The organism is Burkholderia sp. Cy-637, assembly GCF_011753175.1.
GTDB lineage: Bacteria > Pseudomonadota > Gammaproteobacteria > Burkholderiales > Burkholderiaceae > Burkholderia > Burkholderia gladioli.
On sequence record NZ_VWWC01000064.1, the window covers coordinates 1 to 13340 of the forward strand.

The following is a 13340-nucleotide window of genomic DNA, read 5'->3' on the forward strand; positions in this document are numbered from 1 at the left end:
CCCTTTAGCCTGATGACCATAGCGAGTCGGTACCACCCCTTCCCATCCCGAACAGGACCGTGAAACGACTCCACGCCGATGATAGTGCGGATTGCCCGTGTGAAAGTAGGTAATCGTCAGGCTTCCCTCATGACAACCCCCGTTGCCCTAGGCAGCGGGGGTTTTGTCTTTCCAGCAGCTGGATAGTAGCGCAGCGTAGAATCGCCACATTCGTCCGAATGTCGAGCGCTCCATGCACGCCCCCGTTGAATTCGCCCGTGCCGTCTGCCCGCACGATTGCCCTGACACATGCGCGCTTCGCGTTTCGATCGACGGCGAGGGCCGTGTCAGCAAGGTCAATGGCGACCCCGATCATCCACCGACACAAGGTGTGCTCTGCACCAAGGTCAGTCGCTACGCGGATCGAATCTATCATCGCGAGCGCCTGAATACGCCTCTGAAGCGAATCGGGCCGAAGGGCGAAGGGCGCTTCGAAGCGATCGGCTGGGACCAGGCGAATCGAATCGTAGCCGAGCGACTCGGTGAAATCGCGCGGCGCGCGCCGGAGGCGATCGTCCCTTACAGCTACGCGGGCACCATGGGCTTGATCCAGGGCGAAAGCCTCGCCCAGCGCTTCATGAATGTGCTTGGTGCCTCGCGTCTCGAGCGCACGATCTGTTCGTCGGCGGGGTCGGCCGGATTGCGCTACACCTACGGCGCAAGCGTGGGCATGCATGTCGACTTCTTCGAGGAAAGTGAACTCATCCTGATCTGGGGCGCGAATCCCGTCGCCTCGAGCCTGCACTTCTGGACGCGAGCGCAGGAAGCAAAACGGCGCGGCGCTCGACTGATCGCCATCGATCCTTATTGCTCGCTAACCGCGGACAAATGTCATCAACATATCGCGATTCGGCCGGGAACCGACGCTGCCTTCGCGCTCGGCATGATGCATGTACTGATCACGGAAGACCAGCTCGACCACGCCTATCTGCGCGACCACACGCACGGTTTCGAAGAACTGAAGGCGCGGGCTTTGTCCTATCCGCCTACGCGCGTGGCCGAAATCTGTGGCGTATCCGAAGCGGAAATCATCGATCTTGCTCTCATCTACGGTCAAACCCGGAAATCGGCGATTCGCCTCAACTACGGGATGCAGCGAACTCGAGGCGGCGGCAATGCCACGCGGGCCATCGCGAGCTTGCCGGCGCTGACCGGTGCCTGGCGCGATCGCGCGGGCGGCTTGCTGATGTCGGCGTCGGAATGGGCGCCGGTGAATTCAGCGGCGCTAGGCCGTCCCGATCTGCTGCCGGGTTGGCCGAACAAGCTGCCGAGATCGATCAATATGAACGCCATTGGCGACGCCTTGCTACATCCTGGCGATGCCGGCTTCGGCCCGAAAATCGAAGCGCTGATCGTCTACAACTCGAATCCAGTAGCGGTGGCTCCGGATTCGGTGAAGGTGGCGCGTGGCTTTGCCCGCGAGGACCTGTTCACCGTGGTTCTGGAGCATTTCCAGACCGACACCGCCGATTATGCCGACCTCGTGCTGCCGGCCACGATGCAACTCGAGCACCTCGACGTCCATAAATCCTACGGCCACACCTATGTCATGGCCAACCTGCCGGCGATCGCGCCGATCGGCGAATCGAGGCCGAATACCGAGATCTTTCGCGGCTTCGCCCGTGCGATGGAGCTGACCGAGCCCGCCCTATATGAAGACGACGAAACGCTTGCGCGTGTGTCCTTGCGCTGGGATGATCCGGCACTCGATTGCGATTGGGATGCGCTGAAAGAGAACGGATGGCAAAAGCTGAAGCTGGCTGATGCGCCGTTTGCAAACGGTGGATTTCGCACGCCTTCCGGGAAATGCGAGTTCTACAGCGAGCGGCTCGCGCAAATGGGCCTCGATCCGGTGCCTGACTACCTGCCGCCGCACGAATCGCCGGATGGCGCCCCGGAGTTGGCAGCACGTTATCCGCTCGCGATGATCTCGCCGCCGGCGCGCCATTTCCTGAACAGCACCTTCGTCAACATCGAGAGCCTTCGCGCGACGGAGCGCGAACCCCATCTCGAACTGCATCCCGACGATGCTGCTGCGCGAGACATTGTCGAGGGCGATAGGGTGCGCGTGTTCAACGACCGCGGTTCCATGCAGGCTCGCGCGGTGGTTACCGAGCGGGCGCGCCGTGGCCTCGTGGTTGGCCTGTCGATCTGGTGGAAGAAATTCGCGCCGGACGGCTGCAACGCCAACCAGGTGACGAGCCAGGCGCTGACCGACCTCGGCAACGCCGCGACTTTCTACGACTGCCTGGTCGAGGTCGCGCGCGCTTGATGGTGAGCAAGCGCAGGGCGCGCGTTCGATCTGCGTCGGAATCGTGGCGAAAGCGCGGTGAACGGGGTCGAACACGAGCCAAGCCCGTCGCGGAAGTTGGAAAGGAGTGTCTAACCCGGTTGTTTCGAAGCAGCCGAGCGGCTAGGATGCGTTTTTAGCACGACCATTCGAAAATCAGTGAGGAGACGTGTTGCATGGACAAGATTTGGCTGAAATCGTACCCACCCGGCGTTCCGGCCGAAATCGATCCATCGCGTTATCCGACCGTACCCGACCTGCTCGATGAGAGCTTCCGCTCGTATCGCGACCGGGCCGCTTTCATCTGCATGGGCAAGTCGTTGAGCTATGGCGAGCTCGATGCGATGTCGCGCAAGCTCGGCGCCTGGTTCCAGTCGCGCGGCCTCGCGCGCGGCGCGCGCATCGCGATCATGATGCCGAACGTGCTTCAGTATCCCGTCGCGATTGCTGCCGTGCTGCGCGCCGGTTATACGGTGGTCAACGTCAATCCCCTCTACACGCCGCGCGAGCTCGAGCATCAGCTGACGGACAGCGGCGCTGAAGCGATCGTGATCCTCGAGAACTTCGCGGCCACCCTCCAGGCGGTGATCGACAAGACGGCGGTCAAGCATGTCGTCGTGGCGGCGATGGGCGATCTGCTCGGCTTCAAGGGCTTGATCGTCAACTACGTCGTGCGCAAGGTGAAGAAGATGGTGCCGGCCTGGCAACTGAAGTCCTTCACGCGCTTCAATGCCGCGCTGGCCGAGGGCGCGCGCCAGACATTCACGGCGCCGAAGCTCGGCCCGGACGACGTCGCCTTCCTCCAGTACACGGGCGGCACGACCGGGGTCGCGAAGGGCGCGACGCTGTTGCAGCGGAACATCGTCGCCAACGTGCTGCAGTCGGAGGAGTGGCATGCGCCGGCCTATACCAAGGTGCCGGGCCTGTCGCAGTACATCACGGTCGCCGCGTTGCCGCTCTATCACGTGTTCGCGCTGACCGTCTGCGGCTTCCTGACCATGCGCACCGGCGGTACCGCGCTGCTGATCCCGAATCCGCGCGACATCGGCGGCATGTTCAAGGAGCTCAAGCGCTACTCGGTGTCGACCTTCCCGGCCGTCAACACGCTCTACAACGCGATGCTGAATCATCCCGATTTCGACCAGCTCGACTTCTCGAAACTGGCGGTCGCGAATGGCGGCGGCATGGCGATCCAGGAAAGCGTCGCGAAGCGCTGGTACGAGAAGACCGGCACGCCGATCGTCGAGGGTTACGGCCTGTCCGAAACCTCTCCCGTGGTCAGCTGCAATCCGGTGACCGCGACCGAGTACACCGGCACCATCGGCCTGCCGGTGTCGTCGACCGAAATTTCGATTCGCGACGACGACGGCAAGGAAGTCCCGCTCGGCCAGCCCGGCGAGATCTGCATCCGCGGCCCGCAGGTGATGGCGGGTTACTGGAATCGCCCCGACGAAACCGCCAAGGTCATGATGGCCGACGGCTTCTTCAAGTCCGGCGATATCGGCGTGATGGACGAGTGCGGCTACGTGAAGATCGTCGATCGCAAGAAGGACATGATCCTGGTCTCGGGCTTCAACGTCTATCCGAACGAGGTGGAGGACGTGGTGGCCTCGCATCCGGGCGTGTTCGAGGTCGCCGCGGTGGGCGTGCCCGACGAGCATTCTGGCGAGGCCGTGAAGCTGTTCGTGGTGAAGAAGGATCCGGCACTGACCGACCAGGACATCATTGCCTACTGCAAGGAACGATTGACGGGCTACAAGCGGCCGCGCTTCATCGAATTCCGCACTGAACTGCCGAAGACCAACGTCGGCAAGATCCTGCGCCGCGAACTGCGCGACGGCAAGGTCTGATCCGGGCGGGCTTCCACCTCGACGGGCGTCGCATGAGCGGCGCCCGTTTTCGTTTGGAGGGCAGTCGCTCGTGCGCGCCGAAAGTGGCCAAGAAAAAAGGCGCCCCGCGGGGCGCCTTCGAGGCTGCTACGTATCGTTATTCCACGCTTGTTCGTCAGAACTTGTGACGGATGCCGACCTGGGCGGCCACCTGGTTCGGCGTGGCCGAGGCCGTGATGTTGTTGATCGACGCGACCGCGCGGTTGCCGGTCGAATCGTAGCCGAGCGCGTGTTGATAGACGCCGATCGCATACAGATCGGTGCGCTTGGACAGGAAGTAGTCGACGCCCAGGTTCACCTGGTGATACTGCGCCGCCGACTGGCCGTTGACCTTCGAGCCGCGCGTGTAGTCGTAGGCGATACCGGCCAGCAGCGCCGGGGTCAGCTGGTACTTGAAGTTCGCTTCGACGTTGTTGAACACGGCGTCGCCGCGCAGGTTCAGCGGGTTCAGGCCCGTGCCGCCGGTCGAGCCGACCGCGTCGAAACGCGTGTAGCTGTAGGTGAAGCCGAGCGTGGCCGCGCCGATCGAGTAGGCGCCGGCCGCGCCGACGATCTCGAGCGTGTTGGCCGAGGCGTAGCCGCGGTAGACCGGGCTCGTCATGTTCAGGCCCGAGGTCGAGGTGGCCGTGTTCGCGTTCGGGTTGTTGCCGAAGAACGAGTAGTTCGGGTTGCGCGCGTTCACGTAACCGACGCCCAGGGCGAGCGGGCCGTTGTTGTAGCCGGCACCGACCGAGAAGATCTGGTTGCGGCCCGGCTGGCCGGCCACGCCGCCCAGGCTGTACAAGCCGCCGAACTGGAAGCCGCCATACACCGGGCTGGTGTACTTGACCGCGTTGTTGACGCGGTTGGCGTTGTTCATGTTGTCGAGGTCGCCCGGGTGCGCGCCGATATAGCCCGCCCACTGGCTGCCGGTGGCGAGTGCGCCGGTGTAGTCGACCACCGAGTCGTATTGGCGACCCAGCGTGACCTTGCCCAGCGAATCGCTCGACAGGCCGACGTAGGCTTGCCGGCCGAACATCGCGCCACCCTGGCCGAGCGAGCCATTCGAGATGCTGAAGCCGTTTTCGAGCACGAAGATGGCCTTGAGCCCGCCGCCGAGATCCTCGGCGCCTTTCAGGCCCCAGCGGCTGCCCTGCAGCACGCCGCTCGACTGTTGCCACTGTCGGGCGCCATTCGCATTGTTGTTGAAGAGAATGCCGGCATCGATGATGCCGTACAGCGTGACGCTGCTCTGCGCGTGGGCCGCGCCAGCAAACGCACTCAGCGCGACGAGCGCGAGAAGCGACTTTTTCATTCAACGATCTCCAAGGATTACAGAATGATTTTTATCTGGCGGGGCGTATGGTTTTCATTGATCGGGTGCCCCGCCGTACTTCTGAGTAGCCGGTCGTACTGTAGCGCAAGGCTTTTTCACGAAAAAGCAAAAGCCCGGCGTGAGCCGACTCATGTTTCCTTTTGGCAACAATGGTTAAAATCGGGGGTTTACCGCAATGTTCGCGGCAGAATCGGTTCAGTTATTGCAACAAACAACTGACGAAACGCCTGCCGCGGGGCGGCTGACCGGAGGTAGCGAATGCTGTTCGATGAACTGATCAATGAATTCGACCGGGGCCTGCGAGCGATCGCGGGCGTGAGTCGCATGACGCGTCCCTTGCCCGTGCCGGCCGACGACACGTCGCCGGAACTGGATGCCGAGGCGCGCAAGCACGCGGCCGGGCTGATGCGCGTCAACCATGTCGGCGAGGTCTGCGCGCAGGCGCTGTACCAGGCGCAGAAGCTGTCGACCTCGTCGCCGTCGCTGAAGGCGCTGTTCGAGGAATCGGCGCGCGAGGAGGAGGATCACCTCGCTTGGACCATGCAGCGGCTGCGCTCGCTGGACTCGCGGCCGAGCCTGCTCAACCCGCTCTGGTACGGCGGGGCGCTCGCGATCGGCCTGGTGGCCGGGCGGCTCGGCGACAGGGCAAGCCTGGGCTTCATGGCCGAGACGGAGCGCCAGGTCGAGCGGCACCTGGACAGTCATCTGTCCGAGCTGCCGAGCGGCGATGCCGCCTCGCGCGCGATCGTCGAGCAGATGCGTGACGACGAGGCCAAACACGGCCGCACCGCCGCCGACGCGGGCGGCGCCGAGCTGCCGATGCCGGCTCGCTGGCTGATGCAGGCCGCCTCGAAAGTCATGACGAGGACTGCCTACTATCTGTAGCATCCGCGGTGGGGCGCGGCGGTTGCCGCGTCCACCGTCCCACCCCGAGAATCCGGACTTTCCCGCCCGCCGAACCCCGCCCTCACACCGCCTTGCGCGCGACTTTTCACGTATCACATTCACAAGTTGCACTAGCTCATTAATTTATAACGAGTTTTGGTTTGAGGGTCGGCTTGAGGACTTGCACGTAAGTCCTTGTTCTAACTAACAAAATTCGTCAAAAAATCGTTGGCCTCCCTTGACCGTCCCTGACCCTTCCTCTAAAGTGGGAGACAGTGTGAGAAAGTGTATTTTTGTGTGATCCAGAGAGCGGTTCCGGGTAGATTCTGAGCCAATTGGGCGGGTGCCGAGGCACCCCGATCGGGAGAGCGGAAAGTGTTCCAAGGGGCGTCGGCGCTGACGCTCGATGCGAAAGGACGGATGTCGGTGCCGTCTCGCTATCGCGAAGCGCTGCAAGGACAGGCAGAAGGACGGGTGACTGTGACCAAGCACCCGGACGGCTGCCTGTTGCTGTTTCCGCGCCCCGAATGGGAAGTATTCCGCGCCAAGATCGCCGCGCTGCCGATGGACGCGCACTGGTGGCGCCGCATTTTTCTCGGCAACGCGTCGGATGTCGATCTCGACAGCGCGGGCCGGATTCTCGTATCGCCCGAGCTGCGCATGGCAGCCGGGCTGGAAAAGGAAGTCATGTTGTTGGGAATGGGTAGTCACTTCGAGCTGTGGGATTCGCAGACCTACACCGCGAAGGAGCAGGCGGCGATGGCGCAGGGCATGCCCGATGCGCTGAAGAACTTCACGTTCTGATTGCGGTGACGGAGACGCCCGCGATGGGAAACGAATTCCAGCACCGCACGGTGCTGCTCGACGAGGCGGTGGACGCGCTCGTGACGCGGCCCGACGGCATCTATGTCGACGGCACCTTCGGTCGCGGCGGCCATAGTCGCCTGGTGCTCGACCGGCTGGCGGAAGGCGGCCGGCTGATCGCCTTCGACAAGGATCCGCTGGCGATCGAGACGGCCGGCCGGATCGGCGATACGCGCTTCTCGATCGTGCATGACAGTTTTGCGTCGCTCGGCGGCGCGCTCGCCGAACGCGGCGTGGGTCGCGTGACGGGCGTGCTGCTGGATCTGGGCGTGTCCTCGCCGCAGATCGACGATCCCGAGCGCGGTTTCAGTTTTCGCGCGAACGGCCCGCTCGACATGCGGATGGACACGACACGTGGCGAATCGGCGGCCGACTGGCTGGCCCGCGCGTCGCTGCAGGAACTGACGGAGGTGATACGAGATTATGGGGAAGAACGGTTTGCTTTTCAGATTGCAAAGGCGCTTGTTGCTCGCCGGGCAGAATCCGATCGTCTCGGGCCCCTCGACAGCACGGGCGAGCTTGCCCAAATCGTGGGTCACGCCGTCAAGACACGTGAGAAAGGCAAGGATCCGGCAACCCGCACCTTTCAGGCTATACGGATTCACGTCAATCAAGAGCTTGCGGACCTGCAGGTCGTTCTAGAGTCCGCGTTGTCGTCGTTGGAGCAAGGGGGGCGGCTGGTCGTGATCAGCTTTCATTCGCTCGAGGATCGGATCGTCAAACGTTTCATGCAGGCGCACGCGAGTGCGCCGGCGGTCGACCGCCGCCTGCCGATCCGTGCCGTCGACCTCCCTTCGCCGCCCCTGAAGCTGCTCGGGCGCAAGTTCCCGGGCGAGGCCGAAGTCGCCGCCAATCCGCGTGCCCGGTCCGCCGTGATGCGCATCGCGGAGCGCGTCGCGCCATGAACCGCCTCAACATCTTCCTGCTGATCATCGTGATGGGCTGCGCCTTGTCGGTGGTCAACTCGACCAACCAGCAGCGCCAGATCTTCTTCCAGCTGCAGCGCGCGCAATCGCAGGAGCACCAGCTCCAGCAGGACTACGCGCAGCTGCAGTATCAGCAGAGCGCGTTGTCCAAGACGTCGCGTATCGAGCAGCTCGCCAACGATTCGCTCAAGATGCAGCCGATCGTGACCGGCCGCACCCAGTACCTGACGCTGCCCAACGGCGCCGCGAAGGCCGTCGACGCGCCGCTGCCGAGTTCGGCCGCGGCCGGCGGCCCGGGGAGCGGACGATGAAACAGCGCCAGTCGAAGTCGAGCGCGAAATCGAGCGTCAAGTTCGCGTCGAGCCCGGTGCTGTCGGTGCACCTGCCGATGTGGCGCTCGAAGCTGGTGGTCTTCATGCTGTTCATGGCCTTCGTGGCCCTGGCCGCGCGCGCCTTCTGGATCCAGGGGCCCGGCAACGCCTTCTACCAGAAGCAGGGCGAGAGCCGTTATCAGCGCACGCTCGAATTGCCGGCCACGCGCGGCAAGATCCTCGACCGCAACGGACTGGTGCTGGCCACCAGCCTGCCGGTGCGCGCCATCTGGGCGATTCCCGAATCAGTGCCGGACGATCTCGGCGCCGACAAGCTCACCCAGCTCGGCCAGTTGCTCGACATGAGCTCGACCGAGCTGCGCCGCAAGCTGTCCGAGGACAAGAGCTTCGTCTACGTGAAGCGGCAGGTGCCGATCGAGGTGGCCGACAAGGTCGCCGCGCTCGATATCCCCGGCATCTACGCCCGCAACGAATACAAGCGTTTCTACCCGGAAGGGGAGATCACGGCCCACCTGATCGGCTTCACCAACGTCGAGGACGAGGGGCAGGAAGGCGTCGAGCTGGCCGACCAGAAGATGCTGGCCGGCATCCCGGGCAGCCGCCACGTGATCAAGGATCGCGTCGGGCATATCGTCGAGGATGTCGACGAGCAGATGCCGCCGCACAACGGCACCGACGTCGACCTCTCGATCGACAGCAAGATCCAGTACATCACCTACGCGAACCTGAAGGCCGCCGTCGACAAGTTCCACGCCAAGGCCGGCGCGGCGATCGTGGTCGACGTGCGCACCGGCGAGGTGCTGTCGCTGGTCAACTACCCGACCTACAACCCGAACGACCGTTCCCACCTGACCGGCGAGCAGCTGCGCAACCGCGTGCTGACCGACGTGTTCGAGCCCGGCTCGATCATGAAGCCGTTCACGGTGTCGCTCGCGCTGGACCTGCATCGGGTCTCGCCGACCACGCTGGTCGACACCGGCAACGGCCATTTCGTGCTGGACGGCGCGCCGATCTCGGACGATGCCGGTTTCGGCGTGCTGACGGTGGGCGGCGTGATCCAGAAATCGAGCAACATCGGCGCGACCAAGATCGCCATGACGATGCGGCCCGAGGAAATGTGGAATATGTATACCAGCATCGGTCTCGGCCAGGCGCCGAAGGTCGGTTTTCCCGGCGCGGCGGCAGGCCGCCTGCGGCCCTGGAAGAGCTGGCGCCGCATCGAGCAGGCCACCATGTCCTACGGTTATGGCCTGTCGGTCTCGTTGTTCCAGCTCGCGCATGCCTACACGGCGATCGCGCACGACGGCGAACTGATGCCGCTGTCGATCTTCAAGGCCAGCGAGACCCAGCCGCCGCAAGGCCCGCAGGTGTTCTCGCCGACCACCGCGCGCGAAGTGCGCGAGATGCTGGAGAGCGTGGTCACCAAGAACGGCACCTCGCCCGACGCGGCGGTGCCGGGCTATCGCGTCGGCGGCAAGAGCGGCACGGCCTACAAGCAGGTCGGCCGCGGCTACGACCACAAGAAGTACCGCGCCTCCTTCGTCGGCATGGCGCCGATGCCGAATCCGCGCATCGTGGTCGCCGTGTCGGTCGACGAACCGACCGCGGGCAGCCACTTCGGCGGCCAGGTTTCGGGGCCCGTGTTCTCGGCGATCGTCGGCGATACGCTGCGCGCGCTGAACGTGCCGCCCAACATGCCGGTCAAGCAGCTGGTGGTGTCCGACGACACGGCGCCGGCACCCGGCGCACCGAAAGCCGGCGGTGCGCAGAAGCTGGCCGCGCTGCCCGCGAGCCATCTCAGCGTGTCGAGTTCGGCACACAATCGCCCAGGAGTCGTTCGATGAGCGCCGTCCGCAGTTCCCATCCGGCGCACTCCACCATCGCAGCCGCGCTCGCGTGGCTGCGCGCGCATGCGCAGCCCGGCGCGAACCTGTATTCCGATTCGCGCGCCGTGCAGGCGGGCGACGTGTTCCTGGCCTATGCCGTGGACGGTGTTGACAACCGCTTGCATATCGCCGGTGCGCTGGCGCGCGGCGCGGCGGCCGTGCTGGTGCAGCCCGACGGTTTCGCGATCGAGGCTCTCGACCCCGCCGTCACGCACGCGGTGCCGGATCTCGGCGCGTTGGCCGGCGAGATCGCCAGCGGCTGGTACGGCGACCCGAGCGACGCGATGTTCGCGGTCGGCGTGACCGGCACCAACGGCAAGACCTCCTGCACGCAATGGATTGCCACCGCGCTGAGCGCGCTGCGCACCCCCTGCGCGGTGATCGGCACGCTCGGCAGCGGCATGCCGGGACGCCTGGTCGCGACCGGCTTCACCACGCCCGATGCGCCGCAATTGCAGCGCAGCCTCGCGCAACTGCGCGACGAGGGCGCCAAGGCGGTGGCCATGGAGGTGTCCTCGCACGCGCTGCAGCAGGGCCGCGTCAACGGCACCGCGTTCGACGTCGCCGTGTTCACCAACCTGACCCAGGATCATCTCGACTACCACCGGACCTTCGAGGCCTACGAGGCCGCCAAGGCGAAGCTGTTCGCCTGGCGCGGGCTGCGTCATGCCGTGGTCAACCGCGACGACGCGGCGGGCGCGCGCCTGCTCGCCACGCTGGCGGGACGCGTGCGCACCGTTGCCTACGGCATCGACGAGCGCGCCGATGCGCCCGAGGCCGATCGCCAACTGATCGCGCACGAGGTGCGCGCGACCGCGACGGGCACGGCGTTCCGGCTCGAATCCTCATGGGGTTCGGCCGAGGTCGAGGTCGGCACGCTCGGCCTGTTCAATGTCAGCAACCTGCTGGCCGTGCTCGGCACGCTGCTGGTCGCCGACGTGCCGTTCGAGGCCGCGCTGGCCGAACTGCGCAGGCTCGAGTCGGTCAATGGCCGCATGCAGCGGCTCGGCGGCCGGGTCGCCAACGACGAACCGCTGGTGGTGGTCGATTACGCCCACACGCCGGATGCGCTGGAGAAGACGCTGGAGGCCTTGCGGCCGATCGCCGAGGCACGCGGCGGCGCGCTGGTCTGCATGTTCGGCTGCGGCGGCGATCGCGACGCGACCAAGCGTCCGCTGATGGGCGGCATCGCCGAGCGGCTCGCCGATCGCGTGGTGGTGACCAGCGACAACCCGCGCAGCGAGCCGCCGCTGGCGATCCTCGAGCAGATCGTGGCCGGCATGAAGACGCCTGCCGCCGCGCTGCGCATCGAGGACCGCGCCAGCGCGATCCTGCAGGCGGTGCGAGGCGCCGCGCGCGAGGACGTGGTGCTGCTGGCCGGCAAGGGACACGAGGCAACACAGGAAATCATGGGCAAGAAGCGGGAGTTCTCGGATCAGGATCACGCGCGGCTGGCATTGGCCGCGCGCGCGACGCAGGCACACGGAGGCGGCGAATGACGATGCTGACGCTCCAGCAGGCCGCCGCGCTGATTCCGGGCGCCATCGTGACGGGCGACGGGAACGTCTCGTTCTCGCGCGTGTCCACCGACAGCCGCAGCGTGGGCGAGGGCGACCTGTTCGTCGCGCTCAAGGGCGAGCGTTTCGACGCGCACGACTTCCTGGCCGACGTGGCCGCGCGCGGCGCGAACGCGGCGCTGGTGTCGCGCGAAGACGCGCCGGCCTCGCTGCCGCAACTGCAGGTGGCCGATACGCGCCTGGCGCTGGGCGCGCTGGCGCACGGCTGGCGCCAGCGTTTCGCGATCCCGCTGGTGGCGGTGACCGGCAGCAACGGCAAGACCACGGTCAAGGAGATGATCGCCTCGATCTTCGCGGCCGCGGTCGGCATCGACGCGCGCCTGTCGACGGCCGGCAACTTCAACAACGACATCGGCCTGCCGCTGACGCTGTTGCGCCTGAGCGCCGCGCACCGGCTCGCCGTGATCGAGCTGGGGATGAACCATCCCGGCGAGACGCAGACGCTGGCGAAGATCGCCGCGCCGACGGTCGCCTTGGTGAACAACGCGCAGCGCGAGCACCAGGAATTCATGGCGACCGTCGAGGCGGTCGCGCTGGAACACGCGTCGGTGATCCACGCGCTGGCGCCGGACGGCGTCGCGGTGTTTCCGGCCGACGACAAGTACGCGGGCATCTGGCGCGTCGCGGCGACCGGCAACGCGATTCTCGATTTCGCGCTGAACGACGCGGACCGAAGCACGGCTGCCGCCGTGACCGGAACCATGTCGGGCGGCGTGCTGGCGATCGAGACGCCGGCCGGGCGCGTCGAGGTGCGCCTGCAGGCGCTCGGCGCGCACAACGCCCGCAACGCGCTGGCGGCCACGGCCGCGGCGCTCGCCTCCGGCATCGCGCTCGAGGCGATCCGCACCGGCCTGGAAGCCTTCGAGCCGGTGAAGGGGCGCCTGCAGGTCAAGCGCGCGGCCGTCGGCTCGCTGGCGGGCGCGATGCTGATCGACGACACCTACAACGCGAACCCCGATTCGATGCGGGCCGCGATCGACGTGCTGGCCCAGCAGGCCGCGCCGCGCGTGCTGGTGATCGGAGAGATGGGCGAGGTCGGCGACGAAGGGCCGGCCTTCCATCGCGAGATCGGCGCCTACGCGCGCGAACGCGGCATCGACGCGCTGTATGCGACGGGCGATGCCACGCGCGACGCCTGCGCGGCCTATGGCGACACGGCCCGGCATTTCGACGATGTCGGCGCGCTGCTCGCGGCCCTCGACGCGGCCGGCTTCGGCGCGGCGGCGACGGTGCTGGTGAAGGGCTCGCGCTATACGCGCATGGAGCGCGTGGTCGACGCGCTGACGAACCAACCCGCGACGGGCGTGACGCCCGGCGCACACTGAGAAGGAAAGTAA

The 13340-nt window shown here is 65.8% G+C and carries 10 protein-coding genes and 1 rRNA gene; 10 read left to right on the top strand and 1 reads right to left on the bottom strand.

All coding sequences use genetic code 11. The features are described 5' to 3' along the window. The first annotated feature begins 8 nt into the window (after positions 1-8). The 3 genes from rrf to F3J10_RS17955 all read left to right on the top strand — a co-directional run bounded on the left by rrf (position 9) and on the right by F3J10_RS17955 (position 4179). A 5S ribosomal RNA gene (rrf, locus tag F3J10_RS17945) occupies positions 9-122 on the top strand. 110 nt (positions 123-232) lie between these two features. Further along, complete coding sequence (locus tag F3J10_RS17950; protein WP_167242647.1) at positions 233-2311, top strand: molybdopterin oxidoreductase family protein; 2079 nt, start codon at positions 233-235, stop codon at positions 2309-2311. A gap of 194 nt (positions 2312-2505) precedes the next feature. Continuing rightward, the gene (locus tag F3J10_RS17955) at positions 2506-4179 is read left to right on the top strand and encodes a long-chain fatty acid--CoA ligase (protein WP_167242648.1); all 1674 of its coding nucleotides are present in this window, start codon (positions 2506-2508) and stop codon (positions 4177-4179) included. Positions 4180-4333: 154 nt separating this feature from the next. Here F3J10_RS17955 and F3J10_RS17960 read toward each other — a convergent pair whose 3' ends face one another. Then, complete coding sequence (locus tag F3J10_RS17960) at positions 4334-5512, bottom strand: porin (protein WP_025096864.1); 1179 nt, start codon at positions 5510-5512, stop codon at positions 4334-4336. Positions 5513-5791: 279 nt separating this feature from the next. Between F3J10_RS17960 and coq7 the strand changes: the two genes are divergently transcribed. The 7 genes from coq7 (at position 5792) to murF (ending at position 13328) form a co-directional block, all read left to right on the top strand. Further along, complete coding sequence (coq7, locus tag F3J10_RS17965; protein WP_025096863.1) at positions 5792-6418, top strand: 2-polyprenyl-3-methyl-6-methoxy-1,4-benzoquinone monooxygenase; 627 nt, start codon at positions 5792-5794, stop codon at positions 6416-6418. Positions 6419-6793: 375 nt separating this feature from the next. Next, positions 6794-7222: a division/cell wall cluster transcriptional repressor MraZ gene (gene mraZ, locus F3J10_RS17970; RefSeq protein WP_013696541.1), complete on the top strand. Its 429-nt coding sequence runs from the start codon at positions 6794-6796 to the stop codon at positions 7220-7222. Between the two features lie 23 nt (positions 7223-7245). Next, positions 7246-8187 carry a 16S rRNA (cytosine(1402)-N(4))-methyltransferase RsmH gene (rsmH, locus tag F3J10_RS17975; RefSeq protein WP_025096862.1) on the top strand — a complete coding sequence of 314 codons (942 nt, stop codon included), beginning with the start codon at positions 7246-7248 and terminating at the stop codon, positions 8185-8187. Next, positions 8184-8519, top strand: a complete 336-nt coding sequence (gene ftsL, locus F3J10_RS17980; RefSeq protein ID WP_025096861.1) for a cell division protein FtsL — start codon at positions 8184-8186, stop codon at positions 8517-8519. Before rsmH ends, ftsL begins: the two co-directional genes overlap by 4 nt. Further along, on the top strand, positions 8516-10384 hold the full coding sequence (locus tag F3J10_RS17985; protein ID WP_025096860.1) for a penicillin-binding protein 2: 1869 nt from the start codon (positions 8516-8518) through the stop codon (positions 10382-10384). Before ftsL ends, F3J10_RS17985 begins: the two co-directional genes overlap by 4 nt. After that, entirely contained in the window at positions 10381-11925 is a 1545-nt protein-coding gene (locus tag F3J10_RS17990) for a UDP-N-acetylmuramoyl-L-alanyl-D-glutamate--2,6-diaminopimelate ligase (protein WP_167242649.1), read from the top strand. Before F3J10_RS17985 ends, F3J10_RS17990 begins: the two co-directional genes overlap by 4 nt. Next, a complete protein-coding gene (gene murF / locus F3J10_RS17995; RefSeq protein ID WP_167242650.1) occupies positions 11922-13328 on the top strand; it encodes a UDP-N-acetylmuramoyl-tripeptide--D-alanyl-D-alanine ligase in 1407 nt (468 codons plus the stop codon). The genes F3J10_RS17990 and murF overlap by 4 nt, the downstream gene beginning before the upstream one ends. Positions 13329-13340 lie beyond the last annotated feature (12 nt).

Coding starts and splice junctions, on each gene's coding strand:
- F3J10_RS17950 (WP_167242647.1), top strand. CDS start 233: ATGCACGCCCCCGTTGAATTCGCCCGTGCCGTCTGCCCGCACGATTGC.
- F3J10_RS17955 (WP_167242648.1), top strand. CDS start 2,506: ATGGACAAGATTTGGCTGAAATCGTACCCACCCGGCGTTCCGGCCGAA.
- F3J10_RS17960 (WP_025096864.1), bottom strand. CDS start 5,512: ATGAAAAAGTCGCTTCTCGCGCTCGTCGCGCTGAGTGCGTTTGCTGGC.
- coq7 (WP_025096863.1), top strand. CDS start 5,792: ATGCTGTTCGATGAACTGATCAATGAATTCGACCGGGGCCTGCGAGCG.
- rsmH (WP_025096862.1), top strand. CDS start 7,246: ATGGGAAACGAATTCCAGCACCGCACGGTGCTGCTCGACGAGGCGGTG.
- ftsL (WP_025096861.1), top strand. CDS start 8,184: ATGAACCGCCTCAACATCTTCCTGCTGATCATCGTGATGGGCTGCGCC.
- F3J10_RS17985 (WP_025096860.1), top strand. CDS start 8,516: ATGAAACAGCGCCAGTCGAAGTCGAGCGCGAAATCGAGCGTCAAGTTC.
- F3J10_RS17990 (WP_167242649.1), top strand. CDS start 10,381: ATGAGCGCCGTCCGCAGTTCCCATCCGGCGCACTCCACCATCGCAGCC.
- murF (WP_167242650.1), top strand. CDS start 11,922: ATGACGATGCTGACGCTCCAGCAGGCCGCCGCGCTGATTCCGGGCGCC.